The organism is Azospirillum himalayense (genome assembly GCF_042657465.1).
Classification (GTDB): Bacteria; Pseudomonadota; Alphaproteobacteria; order Azospirillales; family Azospirillaceae; genus Azospirillum; species Azospirillum himalayense.
The window spans coordinates 249,204-265,837 of record NZ_JBHSLC010000087.1 but is presented as its reverse complement, the minus strand read 5'-3'; the positions used below and the strand labels follow the sequence as shown (position 1 = coordinate 265,837).

Genomic DNA, 16,634 nt, shown 5'->3' with positions numbered 1-16,634 from the left:
TCGCGGAGGGAAGCCATGGCCCGCGACGAATTCCAGGCGCTTCTGACCTACATCCGAACCGACCAGCTCCAGCCGCATCGGCCCCGCTCCGGCCCGCTGGAGTCGCCGCCCCCCGTCGTCACCATCGCCCGCGAGCACGGCACCGGCGGCGAGGCGATCGCGGCGAAGCTCGCCAAGTCGCTGGGGGTGTCCTGCTTCGACAAGGAAATCCTCGACGCCGTGGTGGCGACGGCCACCTCCGATCCCGCGCTGATGCGCCAGCTCGACGAGAAGCTGCCGGGGCGGACGGGGATGTTCCTCTACGCCAGCCTGATGGGGCTGCACGATCCGCTGACCGAGTATCAGCGGCTGCTGACCCGCGTGGTCAACGGCATCGCCTTCCGCGGCGGGGTGATCGTCGGGCGCGGGGCGCATCTGCTGCTGCGCGGGGCGCCGCGCTTCCGCGTCCGCATCGTCGGCTCGGACGAGGTCTGCGCCGCGCGGCTGGCCGGCGGCGATCCCGCCAAGGTCGCCGACGCGCTGCACGAGGTGCAGCGGGTCAACGCCGCCCGCGCCAAGTATTTCAAGGAGTTCTTCAAGGTCTCCAACGGCGATCCGCTGCAGTACGACCTGATCGTCAACACCGACCGCTTCACCGACCTGGACGCCGTGGTCGATGTGATCCTGCACGCCTACCGGGTCCATGATGGGCAAATCCATGGTGAACATGGCGAGGCTCAGCCGCCCTCCTCGATCCACCAGGATTCGACCAGCGGGCCGTAGAGGGGCGTCGCCTCCGGGTGCTTCAGCCGCGACCAGCGGGCCATGCGGTCCGCCGGGCTGTGGAACAGCGGCACCATGTAATGGCCCCACAGAAGCACCCGGTCGAGCGCGCGGACGCGGGCCACGAGGTCGGCGCGCGTCCGCGCCGCGGCGATGGAGGCGGCGATGGCGTCCACCGCCGGGTCGCGGATGCCGGGGTAGTTGCGGCTGCCCGGCTGGCCCGCCGCCTCGGACCCGTAATAATAAAGCTGCTCATTGCCCGGCGAGAGGCTGGAAACCCACCAGCCCAGGGTCATGTCGAAATCGAAACGATCAAGCCGCCCCTGATACTGCGCGTTGTCCACCGTGCGCACCGTGGCGGCGATGCCCAGCCGATCCAGCGAGCGGGCGTACTCCAGCGCCACCCGCTCGTCCGCCGGGTTGCCCAGCAGGATTTCGAAAGCGAAGGGACGCCCCGCCCCGTCGGTCAGTCGCCCGCCGCTCACCCGCCAGCCGGCCTCGGCCAGCAGGCGCAGCGCCTCGCGCAGGTTCCCCCGCCCGCCCGCCGGGCCGCTGCCGTCGGTGTGCGGCAGGGTGAAGGGTGTACTGAACAGCGCCGGCGGCAGGCGGTCGCGGAAGGGCTCCAGCACCGCCAATTCCTCCGGTCCCGGCAGGCCCTCCGCCGCCAGCTCTGAATTCGGGTAGTAACTCGCGGTGCGGACCAGCGCGCCGTGGAACAGGGTCTTGCCGATCCAGGCGAAATCCGTGGCGAGGCCCAGCGCCCGCCGCACCCGGATGTCCTGGAACGGTGGACGCCGGGTGTTGAAGATCAGCCCGCGGGCGAATTCCGGACGGCGGTGCGGTAATTCCTCCAGCACGATCCGCCCGTCTCGGAGCGCCGGGCCGTCGTAGCCGGTGGCCCATTTGGCGGGATCGGATTCACGCCGCACGTCGCCCTGCCCGGCCAGGAAAGCCTCCAGCGCCACCGAGTCGTCGCGGTAATAGGTGAAATCCAGCGTGTCGGCGTTGAACAGCCCGCGCCGAGACGGTAGGTCCCGCCCCCAGTAGTCGGCCACCCGCTCGTAGACGATGCGCCGCCCGGCCTCCGCCTGTTTGACCCGGTAGGGGCCGCTGCCCAGCGGCGGGTCGAGCGTCGTGGCGGCGAAGTCCCGCCCCGCCCACCACGCCTTGGCGTGGATCGGCATCAGCCCCATCAGCAGCGGCATCTCGCGGTCGAAGCGCCCGTCCGGGCCGGGGGCGAAGGCGAAGCGGACGGTGCGCTCGTCCAGCGCCGCGGCGCTCGCCACCTTGGCGTAGAACTGGCGGCGGTTCGGCGTGCCGTGGGCGCGCTGGACCTCCAGCGAGAACAGCACGTCGGCGGCGGTCACCGGCGTCCCGTCGTGCCAGCGCGCGGCGGGGTTCAGGTGGAAGGTGGCGGTGCTCCGGTCCTCCGGCACCTCTAGGCCCTCGGCCAGCAAGCCGTAGAGCGAGAAGGGCTCGTCCCACGAGCGGGACAGCATCGTTTCGAAGACGAAACCAAGCCCCAGCGCCGCCACGCCCTTGACCACATGGGGGTTCAGCGTGTCGAAGCCGCCGGTCACCGCCTGGCGCAGCGTGCCGCCCTTCGGCGCGTCGGGATTGACGTAGGCGAAATGCGCGAAATCCGGCGGATAGGCGGGGTCGCCATGCATGGCGATGGCGTGGACAGCCTTCGCGGGGGGATCGGCCCGTGCCGCAAGGGGAAAAAAGGCGAGACAGAGCAGCGCAAAGAGGATGCAGGGCATGGCGAAGGCTCGTCCCTTTGCCGCACCTGCGCAAGTGGCTTTGACTTATGCCCGCTTCTGCCTAAACTCCGCGCGCGCGGCGCCGGGAGCTTTGGCCCGCGTCCACAACCAAGCGCAACCCGCTTTTGCAGTCGAAGGATGGTTTTCCATGGATCTCAGCAAGGTTCCGGTCGGCAAGAACGCCCCGTGGGACGTGAACGTGGTCATCGAGATCCCGTTGCGCGGCGAGCCGGTGAAGTACGAGATCGACAAGGAGTCGGGCGCGATGTTCGTCGACCGCTTCCTGCACACCGCCATGTACTACCCCTGCAACTACGGCTTCATCCCGCACACCCTGTCGGGTGACGGCGACCCGGTGGACGTCTGCGTGGTCGGCCGCCATTCGGTCATCCCGGGCGCCGTCCTGCGCTCGCGCCCGATCGGCGTGCTGTTCATGGAGGACGAGGGCGGCGAGGACGAGAAGCTGCTGGCCGTTCCGGTCGACAAGCTGCACCCGTTCTACAGCAGCGTGAAGTCCTACAAGGACCTGCCGGAGATCACCACCGAGCAGATCGCCCACTTCTTCCAGCACTACAAGGATCTGGAAAAGGGCAAGTGGGTGAAGATCCTGCGCTGGGGCGACGAGCAGGAAGCCGCCAAGAAGATCCAGGAAGGCATGGAGCGCGCCGCCGCCGCCACCAAGGGCCAGCTCGGCCCGGTGGTCTGACGCGCCTGTCGACTGGACGGGTTGCAAGGGCCGGCTCCGCAGCGCGGGGCCGGTCCTGCAACGCGGACCGGCCGCGCTTTTTCCCTCATCCGGTCAGGGCAGCGACTTCTCCACCGAGGTCACCGCCTCCTTCAGGATGTCCGCGCTGCGCTTCAGCGCCGCCGCCTCCTCCTCCGACAGGTCGGGCATCACCGTCTCCAGGACGCCGCCCGCCCCGATCACCCGCGGCAGCGACAGCGCCACGTCCGGCACCCCCAGAACCTCGTCGTTGAGGATGGAACAGGTCAGCACCGCCCGCTCGTCCCCGGCGATGGCCGCCACGATGCGCGACAGGCCGCCGGCGATGCCGAAGGCGGTGTGGCCCTTGCCGTCGATGATGTGATAGGCGGCGCGGCGCACGCCCTCGTCGATAGCGGCGCGGTCCTCCGCCGTCAGGGGGCGCTTCAGCCGCTCGGCGCCGCGGTCCACCGGCAGGCAGGCCACGGTGGCGCCGGACCACAGCAGGACTTCCGAATCGCCATGCTCGCCCACCACATGGGCGTGCACCGACTTCGGCGTCACCCCCAGCCGGTCGGCGAGCAGCGCGCGGAACCGCGCGGTGTCGAGGATCGTGCCGGAGCCGATCACCCGCGACGGCGGCAGGCCGGAGATGCGGGTGGCGATCTGCGTCATCACGTCCAGCGGGTTGGTCGCCACCAGCAGGATGGCGTCGGGCGCCGCCGCAAGGACCGCCGGGATGATGGCGCCGAAGACCGCCGCGTTGCGCTCCAGCAGTTGCAGGCGCGTCTCGCCGGGCCGCTGCGCCACGCCGGCGGCCAGCACCACCACGCCGGCCCCGGCCAGCGCCGCGTAGCCGCCGTGGCGCACCTGGGCGGCGCGGGCGAAGGGCACGGCGTGGGCGATGTCCTGCGCCTGGGCCGCGGCCAGCTTCTCGTTCATGTCGACCAGCACGACCTCGCTGGCCGCACCGCTCATCACCATGGCGAATCCGGCGGTGGCGCCCACCGCGCCGGCCCCGACGATCCCGACCTTCATGGCTCCCGCTCCCTGATTTTTTCCGTTGAAGGTCAACAGGGTGGAGCATCGCGCCCGCCCGCTCAAGCCCCGATGCGCGACGGGGATATCCGCTCCGGGAGGGGGCGCGACAAAGGGCGCCTGTACAAAGGTATGACCAATGTGTATGTTGCACCGCAACATGAGCGGCGATCGGTCGCGTTCCCGTCCTGCGATTGCCTCCTTACCGCTGATTGCAAGTCGACGGCCCTGGTCCGATCTTTAGCGGAATGGCGGCTGTTCGAGCCTTGCTGTGTGAGACGAACCCCCGGAACCCGGCCATGACCGTTCGCAACCTCGACCGCCTGTTCAAGCCCGCCTCCATCGCCCTGATCGGGGCGACCCGAAAGCCGAACACCATCGGCGCCGTGGTGGCCCGCAACCTGTTCAACGCCGGGTTCGACGGCCCGATCATGCCGGTGACCGGCGAGCGCGCGGTCGAGGGGGTGCTGACCTACAAGTCGGTGGACGATCTGCCGGTCACGCCGGATCTGGCGGTGATCTGCACCCCGGCCGCCACGGTGCCCGCCACCGTCGAGGCGCTGGGCAAGCGCGGGACCAAGGCGGCCATCGTCATCTCCAGCGGCTTTTCCAAGGAGCAGACCCAGACCCTGCGCGAGGCGGCGAAGCCCCACCTGATGCGCGTCCTGGGTCCCAACAGCCTGGGCATCATGGTGCCGGGCCGCGGGCTGAACGCGAGCTTCGGCCATGTCACGCCGAGGAAGGGCGACGTGGCGCTGGTGGCGCAGTCGTCCATGGTGGTGACCTCGATCGCCGACTGGGCGACGGCGCGGGGGATCGGCTTCTCGCACCTGATCTCAATGGGCGACAAGGCGGACGTCGATTTCGGCGACCTGCTGGACTATCTGGCCGGCGACGCCACCGTGCGCGCCATCCTGCTCTACATCGAGAGCATCAGCGACGCCCGGAAGTTCATGTCGGCGGCGCGCTCCGCCGCCCGCCAGAAGCCGGTGATCGTCATCAAGTCCGGCCGCACCGACGAGGCGCTGGAGGCCTCGACCTCCCACACCGGGGCGCTGGCGGTGTCCGACGCCGTCTATGACGCCGCCTTCCGCCGCGCCGGCATCCTGCGCGTCACCGGGCTGGACGAGCTGTTCGACGCGGTGGGCACGCTGGGCACCGGGGCGCCGATCACCGGCGACCGGCTGGCCATCCTGACCAACGGCGGCGGCATGGGCGTGATGGCGACCGACAGCCTGATCCTGTCCGGCGGGCGTCTGGCCCAGTTCGCGCCGGAGACGATGGACGCGCTGGAGAAGGCGCTGGGCGCCGGCAGCGCCCGCAACCCGCTGCGCATCGGCGGCGACGCCCCGCCCAAGCGCTACGCCGACGCGCTGAACGCGCTGATGGCCGACCCCAACAACGACGCCGTTCTGGTGCTGAACTGCCCGACCGCGGTGACCGACGGGCTGGCCGCCGCGCAGGCCGTGGTCGACACCATGATCGCCAACAAGACGCGCAAGCACCCGGTGCTGACGAGCTGGCTGGGCGACAACACGGCGGCGGAAGCGCGCAAGCTGTTCGCCGCCAACCGCGTCCCGACCTACGACACGCCCAGCCACGCGGTGCGCGCCTTCCTGCATCTGGTGGAATACCGCCGGAACCAGGAGCTGCTGATGGAGACGCCGCCGTCGGTGCCGGAGGATTTCCAGCCCGACGGCATCACGGTGCGCAAGATCATCTCCCGCGCCATCGCCGAGAAGCGCGACTGGCTGAGCGAGTATGAGGCCAAGCGCGTGCTCGCCGCCTACGGCGTCCCGGTGGTCGACACCCGCCGCGCCGACACGCCGGAGGAGGCCGCCCACTGCGCCGAGATGATCGGCGGGCCGCTGGCGCTGAAGATCCTGTCGCCGGACATCACCCACAAGTCGGACGTCGGCGGCGTCGCCCTGCACCTGACCGAGCCGGCGGAGGTCAAGGCCGAGGCCGAAGCGATGCTGGCCCGCGTGCGCGAGGCGGTGCCCGATGCCCGCATCGAGGGCTTCACCGTCCAGGAGATGGCGGTGCGCCCCGACGCCTACGAGCTGATCGTCGGCATGACCGAGAACGAGCTGTTCGGCCCCGTCCTGCTGTTCGGCGAGGGCGGCATCGGGGTGGAGGTGGTGGAGGACTATGCGCTGGCATTGCCGCCGCTGAACATGAAGCTGGCGACCGAGCTGATGGGCCGCACCCGCATCTGGCGGCAGCTGCAGGGCTACCGTTCGCGCGCCGCGGTCGATCTGGAGGCGGTGGCGCTGACGCTGAACAAGATCTCGCAGCTCATCGTCGATTTCCCGGAGATCGCCGAGCTGGACGTCAACCCGCTGCTCGCCGACGCGGAGGGCGTGCTGGCGCTCGACGCCCGCATCAAGGTCGGCGTCCCGGCCCTGCCCGGCGCCAAGCGTCTGGCCATCCGCCCCTACCCCAAGGGGCTGGAGGACCGGATCACCATCAAGGACGGCCGCCAGTTCCTTGTCCGCCCCATCCTGCCGGAGGACGAGCCGCTGGTGCACCACATGGTGGCCAACCAGACGCAGGAGGACTTGCGGCTGCGCTTCTTCGCGCCGCTGAAGCGGCTGTCGCACCAGGCCGCCGCCCGTTTGACCCAGATGGACTACGACCGCGAGATGGGTCTGGTCGCCGTCGGGCCGGACCCGGAGACCGGCGACACCATCATGTACGGCGTGGTGCGCATCACCGCCGACCCCGACAACCTGCGCGCCGAATACGCCGTGATGGTGCGGTCGGACATGAAGGGCCAGGGGCTGGGCTACCAGCTGATGAACAAGATCCTGGACTACGCCCGCTCCCGCGGAATCAAGGAGGTCTACGGCGAGGTCCTGCGCGAGAACACCAGCATGCTCGGCATGTGCCGCGCCCTGGGATTCATCCGCAAGGAGAACTTGGACGAGCCCGGCGTGGTCGAGGTCCGGATCGAGCTGGGCGGCGGGCTGGCCGCGGAATAACCGCGGCGGCCCCTTGGACGGCGCCCACTTGGAAGCGACGAGGGAGAGGGCCATACTCATGGGCATGAGCGATCCGGCACCCAGCCCGATGACCGTGGAAGAGTTCCTCGTCTGGAACGACGGAACGGACACCCGCTATGAGCTGGACGGCGGTCAACCCGTCGCCATGGCGCCGCCCGCTGCGACCCATGGCGCCTTGGCGATGGCCATCGGCATTCAGATCGGAACCCGGCTCCGGCCTCCATGCCGTGTCGTTTCCGAAGCGGGCATTCGGCTTTCCGACCACGAGGACACCTATTTCCAGGCGGACATCGCGGTGACTTGCCAGCCCTTGAAGCCCGGCATGGTTCCGGTGCCGGACCCGACGATCATCGTCGAGATCCTGTCGCCCTCCACCGCCCAGTTCGACCGTGGCCGGAAGCTGGCGGTCTATCGGGAAATCCCGTCGGTGCAGGAAATTCTGCTGCTCGACTCGACGAAGCGCTGCGCCGAGCTGTGGCACCGCGAGGATGAACAAAGCTGGGTTGTCCGCGACGTCATCGGGGGCGGGTTGCTGCGCTTCCCCTCGGTCGGGATCGAGATCCCCATGGCCAGCCTGTATGAGGGCGTCCTCTAGACGCCCTCTCCAGCACTCAGCCTTACAGCAGCGTTTCCAGGACGCGGTCGGGCGGGGCGTGGCCGTCCGCGAAGGTCTTGATGTTGATGATGACCTTCTCGCCCATGTCGATCCGGCCCTCGATGGTGGCGGAGCCCATGTGCGGCAGCAGGACCACGTTGTCGAGCCTCAGCAGCTTCGGGTTCACCGCCGGCTCGTGCTCGAACACGTCCAGGCCGGCGCCGGCGATCTCGCCCTTCGACAGCATGCGGGTCAGCGCCGTCTCGTCGATGACCTCGCCGCGCGAGGTGTTGACGATGAAGCAGTGCGGGCGCAGCAGCTTCAGCCGGCGCTCCGACAGCAGGTGGTAGGTGGCCGGGGTGTGCGGGCAGTTGATGGACACCACGTCCATGCGCGCCAGCATCTGGTCCAGGCTGTCCCAATAGGTCGCCTCGAGTTCCTGCTCGACATCCGGATAGACGCGGCGGCGGTTGTGGTAGTGGATCGACATGCCGAAGGCGCGCGCCCGGCGCGCCAGCGCCTGCCCGATGCGGCCCATGCCGAGGATGCCCAGCCGCTTGCCCTGGATGCGGTGACCGAGCATCGTCGTCGGCCCCCAACCCTTCCACTGGCCGGAGCGCACCAGCCGCTCGCCTTCCGCCAGCCGGCGGCCGACCGCCAGCAGCAGGGCCATGGTCATGTCCGCCGTATCCTCGGTCAGGACGCCCGGCGTGTTGGTGACGCTGATGCCGCGCTCCCGCGCCGCCTTCAGGTCGATGTGGTCGACGCCCGTCCCGAAGGAGGCGATGAGGCGGAGCTGCGGCCCGGCCTTCTCGATCACCTCGCGGTCGATCCGGTCGGTGACGGTGGGAACCAGCACGTCAGCCGTCTGCACCACGTCGATGAGCTGCGCGTGGGTCAGGGGTTCGTCGTCGGAGTTCAGCCGTGCGTCGAACAGCTCCATCATCCGCGTCTCGATGACGTCGGGCAACTTCCGGGTGACGACGACGAGCGGCTTCTTCTTTTCGGTCATTGGACGGTGCCTCCCCCATTCCGGGCCGACGCTTGTCCTATCAAGCGGTTGGGAAGCTGTCCAGATGGCAGTGACGATTCGGCGCGGCGGTCAGCCTCATGAGCCGCCCCGCGATGTGACAAGAACCGATGCCGTGCGCCCACCCGCGCCTTGCGCTTGCTCCCGGCGGCTACCCCTAATTATAGTGCGTCCGACTCAAATCCTTCCGATCTCCACAGCACGGGGCTGCCGGTGTTGCCGTTGCCGACGACGTCTGCCATCCGCCGCGCTCTCGCCGTTCTGGCGCTGGCCATCGCAGCCTTGGCGCCGGTCACGCCGTCCACCGCAGACGCATCGGAAGGCGGGCGGCGCGAGAAGGACCCGACCCACGCCTCGGGTCTGCCGATCCCCCGCTTCGTGTCGCTGCGCTCGGGCGAGGTGAACGCGCGCACCGGCCCCAACGTGCGCTACCCCATCGAATGGGTGTTCACCCGCAAGGAAATGCCGGTGGAGATCACCCAGGAGTTCGATACCTGGCGCCGCATCCGCGACTGGGAGGGCAGCGAGGGCTGGGTGCACCAGAGCATGCTGTCGGGCAAGCGCAGCATCGTCATCACCGGCGACATCCGCACCGTCCGCAAGGAACCGAGCGGCGACGCCGCCGTCGTGGCCCGCGCCCAGCCGGGCGTGATCGGCTGGCTGCGCAAGTGCAAGGGCGAGTGGTGCGAGGTGGACCTGAAGGGCTATCGCGGCTGGATGAGCCGTGGGGAGTTCTGGGGCGCCTACAAGGACGAGACGTTCGAGTAACGGAGGCGGCTTGCCCCCACCTTCCCGCTTCGCGGGTCCCTCCCTCCCCCGCTTCGCAGGGGAGGGCCGATTTCCCCTCCCTTGCCGAAGGCGGGGGAGGGTCAGGGAGGGGGCAAGGGTCTCCCCTATCCGAAATCCCCCGCAAGCTCCGCCCGCACCGCTTCCGGCACCACCGCCATGTGGCCGTAGCGGGGATGTGCGATGCCGAGGACCACCTCCGTCCCCGGCGTGCGGAAGGCGGCGATCTGCTCCGGCGTGAAGCCGAAATGCAGGAAATGGACGGCGGACGTCTTGCCGGCCTCGTTCGTGCGCGCCACATCCTCCTCCGGCCGGCCAGTCACCGTGTGGCCGGCGAAGCGCAGCGTCACCGTCCGCTCCACCCCGCCCAGCCGGCCGAGCGCCGCGGCGCGGCGCTCCGGGTCGGCGATCTCGAACATCACCGTGGCGACCAGTTCCGTCCCTTGCGGAATCAGGCCGTTGTAGGCGCGAAGCTCACCGTCGATCTGGTCCTCCCCGCCCCGCTCGATGAACAGCATCTCGTGGACCTGCTGCCACATCGTCTCGTAATTCTCGAAATGGACGAGGGCGTAGGGGCCGACCGCAACGCGGCGCCTCTTCTTCACGGCGACCAGCCCGCTGCGGCGGGCGGCCCGTTCGAGGGCGTAGCGGTCCAGGGGAAGGATATCGGCGCGGGTGATCGCGGTCCGGCGCGCCGTCATGACGACAGTTGGTCCAGCATCCTCTGGAACCGCCCGGCGTGGCTCCGCTCGGCCTTGGCCAGCGTCTCGAACCAGTCCGCGACCTCCTCGAAGCCTTCCTCGCGGGCGGTGCGGGCCATGCCCGGATACATGTCGGTGTATTCGTGGGTTTCGCCGGCGATGGCGGCCTTCAGGTTGCTCACCGTGTCGCCGATGGGCAGGCCGGTGATCGGGTCGCCGGCCTCCTCCAGAAATTCCAGATGGCCGTGGGCGTGACCGGTCTCGCCCTCCGCGGTGGAGCGGAAGACGGCGGCGACCTCGTTGTGGCCCTCCACATCGGCCTTCTGGGCGAAATAGAGATAGCGGCGGTTGGCCTGGCTCTCACCCGCGAAAGCCGCCTTGAGGTTCTGCTCGGTCTTCGTGCCCTTCAGCGACATGGCGGCGTTCTCCAGACGGGGTTCTGTCCGGCCCGGCCGCGCGCGGGCGTGGGGCCTCCGGCGGCCGAGCCTCGGCTACGGCTTATGCCATTGCTCCCAAAACGCGTCAATGTTCCGGAAATTCCCCGAGGACCCGGTTGGGAGACGGATTTTTTCCGGAGACGGCCATCGACCACCCGTCCTTCAGCGGTCCTCGCCCGGCTCCGCGCTCAACCGGACGATCACGTCCACCCGCGCGATGCGCGTGCCCGGCGGGGCCGGCGGCAGATGCTGGACCACCACGTCGTCGCCGGGGATGTCCTCCAGCCGGCCCGTCCCTTCCAGGAAGAAATGGTGATGGTCGCTGGTGTTGGTGTCGAAATAGGACTTGCCCGCCTCCACCACCACCTCGCGCAGCAGGCCGGCGGCGGTGAACTGGTTCAGCGTGTTGTAGACCGTGGCCAGCGAGACGCGCAGGTCCGCCCCCATGGCTTCGGTGTGGAGCTGCTCGGCGGTGACGTGGCGGTGCTCCCCTTCGAACAGCAGGCGGGCCAGCCCCAGACGCTGGCGCGTCGGGCGGAAGCCTGCCGTCTGCAGGCGGTCGAGGGCGCGCTTGAAGGGTCGGGTGCCGGTCATCGTCGTCTGTTCGCCGTGGTTCAGGTCACAAAGTCGGAACGCGAAACGGACCGCGGCGATCTGCCGCAGCCCGCTCACTTTAGAACGATTTCAGGTCAGGGGGCAAGAGCCCCCCGCAAATCCACGGGCCGCCGGCGTCAGTAGCCGGTGGCGATCCGCTCGACCAGCTGCTTCACGGTCGGGATGAACCCGTCCTTGTAGTAGGGGTCCGACGCGAAGCGGAAGGCGTTGTGACCGGCGAACATGAGCTGGTTTTCGCAGTCGTCGGTGTGGCTGACCGCCTGCAGGGTCTTCTGGATGCAGTAGGAGCGCGGATCGGCGCGCTTGCCGTTCGTGCCTTCCTCGTTCTGCGCCCAGTTGGAGAAGTTGCAGGCCGACAGGCAGCCCATGCAGTCCACCTGATCGCGGTGGATGCGCTCCGCCTGCTCCGGCGTGACGAAGATGACCGTGCTGTCCGGCGTCTTCAGGCCGCTGGTGAAGCCCTGGGACAGCCAGCCCTCGGCGCGGGCCTTGTCCGTCTCGGTCACATAGACCGGGCGGCCGCGCGGACCCAGCGGCAGTTCGGCGGAATGCTCGCCCACCGGCTTGGGCAGATAGGCCACCTGACGTTCCGAGCGGGCCATCAGGTCCATCAGGAACGGGTTCTTGACGGCGGAGGAGTAGAAGCCCGTCGGCGAGAAGCGGTTCAGGAAGACGTCGCCTTCCTTCAGCGTCAGCAGGCGGTGCTTCCAGGCGTTGGAGATCGGGCTTTCCTGGGTCAGCAGCGGGCGCGTGCCGAACTGGAAGGCCACCGGGCCGAGGTCGGGGTTGTCGATCCAGTCCTCCCAGTCCGACAGCCACCAGACGCCGCCCGCCATGACGATGGGGGTGTCGTTCAGGCCGAAGCTGTTCATCATCTGGCGCAGCGCCAGGACGCGGGGAAACGGATCCTCCGGCTTCAGCGGGTCCTCGGAGTTGGACAGGCCGTTGTGACCACCGGCCAGCCACGGGTCCTCATAGACCACGCCGCCCAGATTCTCACGGAACTTGTGGTAGGCCCGCAGCCACAGGGCGCGGAAGGCGCGGGCCGAGGAGACGATGGGGTAGTAGTGCACGCCGTAGTGCACGGCGATCTCCGCCACGCGGTAGGGCATGCCGGCGCCGCAGGTGACGCCGTGAATCAGGCCCTGGGAGCCTTCCAGCACGCCGTGCAGAATGTGCTCGGCGCCGCCCATCTCCCACAGGACGTTCATGTGGATGCGGCCCTGGCCGTTCGACGTCTCGTGCGCGATGCGCGCCTGCGCGATGCCGCCCTGGATGCCGAACTTGATCAGCTCGTCATGGCGTTCGCGGCGGGTTTTGCCGTGATAGACCTGCGGCAGGAGATTGCCGTTCTCGTCGTAGCTGTCGGCGTTCACGCCCGAGAATGTGCCGATCCCCCCGGCCGCCGCCCAGGCGCCCGAGCTTTCCCCGTTGGAGACGGCAATTCCCTTGCCACCCTCGACGAGCGGCAGAACCTCCCGGCCAGACATCAGCAACGGCTTAAGCGCCTTCAACGAAACCTCCAAGACCATGAGAGCGCCCGCGCGTGGGCGCCCGGACAGCGCGACCCGAAAGACGACGAAAAACTCCGCCGGGAGTCCTGCCCCCGACGGCCCAGCCGCCATGAGCGATCTATATATGAGGAAATTTCCGTGCGGACGAGCGGATTCGCGGTGCTAGAAAAAAATCTGTCACAGCGCCATGTCCCCAAGCGTCAACCTGTGGTCCCTGAAAGAACCGCCTCACGGGGTCGTCGCGGCGGCCAGCTCCGCCGCCAGCCGGCCGGGCGCGTCGGTGAAGACACCGGCCACCCCCCAGCCGAACAATGTCCGCGCCCGCGCCGCGTCGTTGACCGTGTAGGCCAGCACCGGGCGCCCCGTGGCGCGGTAGGCGGCGACGCTCTCCGCCGTCTGGCGATCCTGATGGACGTTCAGCGTGGCAGCACCGATGCGGTCGGCGATGGCCGACCAGTCGGCGGGCGGGTCCCACAGCAGGTAGCCGCGCGGAATCTCTGGCGCCCGGTCGCGCGCCACCTCCAGGCAGGGCACCTCGAAGCTGGACACCAGCAGGGGCAGTCCGCCGGGCCACAGCCGCGTCAGCAGATCCAGCGCAACGTCCGCCGTCGGCACCTCCTGGCCGGGATAGGGTTTGATCTCCAGATTCAGGCCCAGGCCCAACTTGCGGATCAGGCCCAGCGCCTCCTCCAGGGTCGGCACCGTTTCGCCAGCGAAACGGGTATCGAACCAGGAACCGGCGTCCAACGCCTTCAGCTCCGCCAAGGTCAGCTCCGGCACCGGCCCGGCGCCGTTGGTGGTGCGCTCCAGCGTGTCGTCGTGGATCAGCACCGGCACGCGGTCGCGGGTGAGCATCACGTCCACCTCGACCCAGGCGGCGCCCTGGCGGGCGGCTTCGCGCAGGCTGGCGAGCGTGTTTTCCGGCGCGCTTTCCTTGGCGCCGCGGTGGCCGATCAGGCGGGGAAGAGTCGACAGCATGGGTCCTGCGGGAGTAAGAGCGGGCCTCTCATACTAGGCGCAAAGCGGCGGATCGGGAACGAGCGATGAAGGCAGCCCACAGCGTGACCGATCTGGTGGCCGCCGGGCTGATGACGCCCGCGGCGGGCGAGGCCGTGGCCGCCGTGGCCGACCGCTACGCCATCGCCCTGACCCCGTACCTGCTGGAAACGCTGGCGGACGCCGCGCCCGGCGATCCCCTGTACGCGCAGTACGTTCCCTCTCCGGAGGAGGCGTACACCGCGCCGGAGGAGCGCGAGGACCCCATCGGCGACGTGGTGCGCAGCCCGGTGAAGGGCATCGTCCACCGCTACCCCGACCGCGTCTTGCTGAAACCGCTGCACGCCTGCGCGGTCTATTGCCGTTTCTGCTTCCGGCGGGAAATGGTCGGCCCGGGCGGCGAGGCCCTGTCGCCCGACGAGTTGGACGCCGCCCTGGCGTATGTGCGTACGCATCCCGAGGTGTGGGAGGTGGTGGTGACCGGCGGCGATCCCCTGCTGCTGTCGCCGCGACGCCTCTCCCACATCGTCCGCAGCCTGTCGGACATCCCCCATGTCGGGGTGGTCCGGCTGCACACCCGCATCCCCGTCGCCGATCCGACGCGCGTCACGGCGGAGCTGGTCGAGGCGCTGAAAGCGCCGGAGCTGGCGACCTGGATGGCCGTCCATGTCAATCACGCCGACGAATTGACGGGCGAGGCGCGCGGCGCCATCGCCCGGCTGGCCGACGCCGGCGTCCCGCTGCTGGGCCAGACCGTGCTGCTGAAGGGCGTCAACGACGACGCGGCGGTTCTTGAGGCGCTGTTCCGGGGATTGGTGCGCAACCGGATCAAACCCTATTACCTGCACCATCCCGACCTTGCCGCCGGCACCAGCCATTTCCGCCCGACCCTGGCCGAGGGACAGGCGCTGGTGAAGGGGCTGCGCGGGCGCGTCTCCGGCCTCTGCCAGCCGACCTATGTTCTGGACATCCCCGGCGGGCATGGCAAGGCGCCCGCCGCGCCGGGCTGGGTCCGGCCCGACGGCGAGGGGGGCTATCTCGCTGAAGACTTCACCGGGGCGACCCACCGCTACCGCGGCTGATCAGCGCGTCCCCAGCCCCGGCCCCAGCCCGAACAGCGGGTCCGGGTTCAGGACGACGCCATGGACGGCGACGATGGAGGCGAAGCCGGTCCACAGCACCAGCGGCAGCCAGCTCGCCGCGATGGCGCGGTCGTCCGGCCAGACCAGCAGCACGCAGGTCGAGGCGATGATGAAGTAGGCGATGGTCCAGGCCGCCGCCAGGATCGGGCTGCCCATCGTGAAATAGGCGAATCCGAAGCTGGCGTAGAGCAGCCACAGCGCCCCCTGCATGCCGATCAGCGCCGGGCGCCAGCGGATCGTCCAGGGCGCGTTCAGCAGCCGCACGCAGCCCCAGAGCTGGATCAGGCTGATGCTGAACCAGACGACCGGAAAGGCCCAGCCCGGCGGCTGCAGCGGCGAGGGCTGATAGCCGGGAAACGGCTCCCCGCCCCGCTCGAACACGCCATAGGTGTTGGTGAGCAGCCAGAAGACCAGCGCCTGCCACCAGTACACGCGGAAAGGCAGCGGGCCGGTGTCGGTTGCGGGTTCCGTCGGGACGAAGGAGCGGTGGTTCATGCTTTAGGAAATGGCACGGCCCCGCTTGCGGTCAAGCGCGTGGTTGACGCATCCGGCGGAGCGCCGGAACAGCCGCGCCCCCTCGCTGGTTTTCCTTTGGCAATGCGTCGGGGGAGGATCGGGCGATGCGGTGGCAGGACGGTCGCGAGAGTGAGAATGTCGAGGACCGGCGCGGCACGCCCGGAAGCGGCGGGTTCCGCACCGGCGGGATCGGCATCCCCATCGGGCGCGGCGGGATCGGCATCGGCGGGCTGGCGGTGATCGTCGTGGTCTCGCTCCTGCTCGGCATCAACCCGCTGGATCTTCTGCAGGGCACGGCGCCGCAGGATCAGGCCCGTTACGAGCAATCCGACGCTCCGCGCGGCGGTGGGGATGACGAGCTGAAACGCTTCGTCTCGGTCGTGCTCGCTGACACGGAGGACACCTGGGCGGCGCAGTTCCAGCAGATCGGCCGGACCTACCAGGACCCGGCGCTGGTGCTGTTCTCCGGAACGGTGGATTCCGGCTGTGGCTTCGCCCAGGCGGCGATGGGTCCCTTCTACTGCCCGCAGGACCTCAAGGTGTACATCGACCTCAGCTTCTACCGCGACCTGCGCGACCGCTTCCGCGCGCCGGGCGACTTCGCCCAGGCCTATGTGATCGCCCACGAGGTCGGCCACCATGTGCAGAACCTGCTTGGCATCTCCGACCGCGTGCAGCAGGCCCAGCGGCAGGCCGGATCGCAGGCCGAGGCCAACGGGCTGTCGGTGCGGCTGGAGCTTCAGGCCGACTGCTTCGCTGGGCTGTGGGCCAACCACGCCAACCGCGAGCGCCAGATCATTGAGCCCGGCGATGTGGAGGAAGCCCTGATGGCGGCCAGCGCCATCGGCGACGACCGCCTGCAGCGCCAGTCCCGCGGCGCCGTGACGCCGGACAGTTTCACCCACGGAAGCTCCGCCCAACGGGTGCAGTGGTTCCGGACCGGTCTGGAGCGTGGCGAGCTGAACGCTTGCGACACGTTCCGGGCGGAGCGGCTGTAGGGGGCCAGACAAAGAAAAAGGCGCCTTTCGGCG

16 protein-coding genes are annotated in these 16,634 nt (G+C 69.3%); 7 read left to right on the top strand and 9 right to left on the bottom strand.

Annotated features, from left to right (window positions below; genetic code table 11):
- The first annotated feature begins 15 nt into the window (after positions 1-15).
- Entirely contained in the window at positions 16-762 is a 747-nt protein-coding gene (locus ACFPMG_RS26345; protein WP_376998198.1) for a cytidylate kinase-like family protein, read from the top strand.
- On the opposite strand, the gene ACFPMG_RS26340 is transcribed toward ACFPMG_RS26345, so the two are convergent.
- Positions 717-2,525, bottom strand: coding sequence for an extracellular solute-binding protein (locus ACFPMG_RS26340; protein ID WP_376998197.1), 1,809 nt, complete (start codon positions 2,523-2,525; stop codon positions 717-719). The genes ACFPMG_RS26345 and ACFPMG_RS26340 overlap by 46 nt on opposite strands.
- Before the next feature lie 148 nt (positions 2,526-2,673).
- On the opposite strand from ACFPMG_RS26340, the gene ppa reads away from it, so the two are divergent.
- Positions 2,674-3,231 (top strand): inorganic diphosphatase, encoded by a 558-nt coding sequence (ppa, locus tag ACFPMG_RS26335; RefSeq protein WP_035670072.1) that lies wholly within the window; start codon positions 2,674-2,676, stop codon positions 3,229-3,231.
- 93 nt (positions 3,232-3,324) lie between these two features.
- Here ppa and ACFPMG_RS26330 read toward each other — a convergent pair whose 3' ends face one another.
- The gene (locus tag ACFPMG_RS26330; RefSeq protein WP_038530350.1) at positions 3,325-4,266 is read right to left on the bottom strand and encodes an L-lactate dehydrogenase; all 942 of its coding nucleotides are present in this window, start codon (positions 4,264-4,266) and stop codon (positions 3,325-3,327) included.
- A 299-nt stretch (positions 4,267-4,565) separates the two neighbouring features.
- On the opposite strand from ACFPMG_RS26330, the gene ACFPMG_RS26325 reads away from it, so the two are divergent.
- Positions 4,566-7,250 carry a bifunctional acetate--CoA ligase family protein/GNAT family N-acetyltransferase gene (locus ACFPMG_RS26325; RefSeq protein WP_376998196.1) on the top strand — a complete coding sequence of 895 codons (2,685 nt, stop codon included), beginning with the start codon at positions 4,566-4,568 and terminating at the stop codon, positions 7,248-7,250.
- 58 nt (positions 7,251-7,308) lie between these two features.
- The gene (locus ACFPMG_RS26320) at positions 7,309-7,866 is read left to right on the top strand and encodes a Uma2 family endonuclease (RefSeq protein ID WP_376998195.1); all 558 of its coding nucleotides are present in this window, start codon (positions 7,309-7,311) and stop codon (positions 7,864-7,866) included.
- Positions 7,867-7,888: 22 nt separating this feature from the next.
- On the opposite strand, the gene ACFPMG_RS26315 is transcribed toward ACFPMG_RS26320, so the two are convergent.
- Positions 7,889-8,878 (bottom strand): 2-hydroxyacid dehydrogenase, encoded by a 990-nt coding sequence (locus ACFPMG_RS26315; RefSeq protein WP_376998194.1) that lies wholly within the window; start codon positions 8,876-8,878, stop codon positions 7,889-7,891.
- A gap of 231 nt (positions 8,879-9,109) precedes the next feature.
- On the opposite strand from ACFPMG_RS26315, the gene ACFPMG_RS26310 reads away from it, so the two are divergent.
- A complete protein-coding gene (locus ACFPMG_RS26310; protein ID WP_376998193.1) occupies positions 9,110-9,664 on the top strand; it encodes an SH3 domain-containing protein in 555 nt (184 codons plus the stop codon).
- 125 nt (positions 9,665-9,789) lie between these two features.
- On the opposite strand, the gene ACFPMG_RS26305 is transcribed toward ACFPMG_RS26310, so the two are convergent.
- The 5 genes from ACFPMG_RS26305 to ACFPMG_RS26285 form a co-directional block, all read right to left on the bottom strand.
- The gene (locus ACFPMG_RS26305) at positions 9,790-10,383 is read right to left on the bottom strand and encodes a DUF3501 family protein (protein WP_376998192.1); all 594 of its coding nucleotides are present in this window, start codon (positions 10,381-10,383) and stop codon (positions 9,790-9,792) included.
- Positions 10,380-10,799, bottom strand: coding sequence for a rubrerythrin family protein (locus ACFPMG_RS26300; protein ID WP_014238831.1), 420 nt, complete (start codon positions 10,797-10,799; stop codon positions 10,380-10,382). Before ACFPMG_RS26300 ends, ACFPMG_RS26305 begins: the two co-directional genes overlap by 4 nt.
- Positions 10,800-10,982: 183 nt before the next feature.
- Positions 10,983-11,414 carry an iron response transcriptional regulator IrrA gene (irrA, locus tag ACFPMG_RS26295; RefSeq protein WP_376998191.1) on the bottom strand — a complete coding sequence of 144 codons (432 nt, stop codon included), beginning with the start codon at positions 11,412-11,414 and terminating at the stop codon, positions 10,983-10,985.
- A gap of 137 nt (positions 11,415-11,551) precedes the next feature.
- Entirely contained in the window at positions 11,552-12,949 is a 1,398-nt protein-coding gene (locus ACFPMG_RS26290) for an NAD(P)H-dependent flavin oxidoreductase (protein ID WP_376998190.1), read from the bottom strand.
- 228 nt (positions 12,950-13,177) lie between these two features.
- On the bottom strand, positions 13,178-13,927 hold the full coding sequence (locus ACFPMG_RS26285; RefSeq protein WP_376998189.1) for a glycerophosphoryl diester phosphodiesterase: 750 nt from the start codon (positions 13,925-13,927) through the stop codon (positions 13,178-13,180).
- 65 nt (positions 13,928-13,992) lie between these two features.
- Between ACFPMG_RS26285 and ACFPMG_RS26280 the strand changes: the two genes are divergently transcribed.
- Positions 13,993-15,027 carry a lysine-2,3-aminomutase-like protein gene (locus ACFPMG_RS26280; protein ID WP_376998188.1) on the top strand — a complete coding sequence of 345 codons (1,035 nt, stop codon included), beginning with the start codon at positions 13,993-13,995 and terminating at the stop codon, positions 15,025-15,027.
- Here ACFPMG_RS26280 and ACFPMG_RS26275 read toward each other — a convergent pair whose 3' ends face one another.
- Positions 15,028-15,582, bottom strand: a complete 555-nt coding sequence (locus ACFPMG_RS26275; RefSeq protein ID WP_109072603.1) for a TspO/MBR family protein — start codon at positions 15,580-15,582, stop codon at positions 15,028-15,030.
- 125 nt (positions 15,583-15,707) lie between these two features.
- Here ACFPMG_RS26275 and ypfJ point away from each other — a divergent pair, with 125 nt between their 5' ends.
- Positions 15,708-16,601, top strand: a complete 894-nt coding sequence (gene ypfJ, locus ACFPMG_RS26270) for a KPN_02809 family neutral zinc metallopeptidase (RefSeq protein ID WP_376998187.1) — start codon at positions 15,708-15,710, stop codon at positions 16,599-16,601.
- The last annotated feature ends 33 nt before the right edge of the window (positions 16,602-16,634 follow it).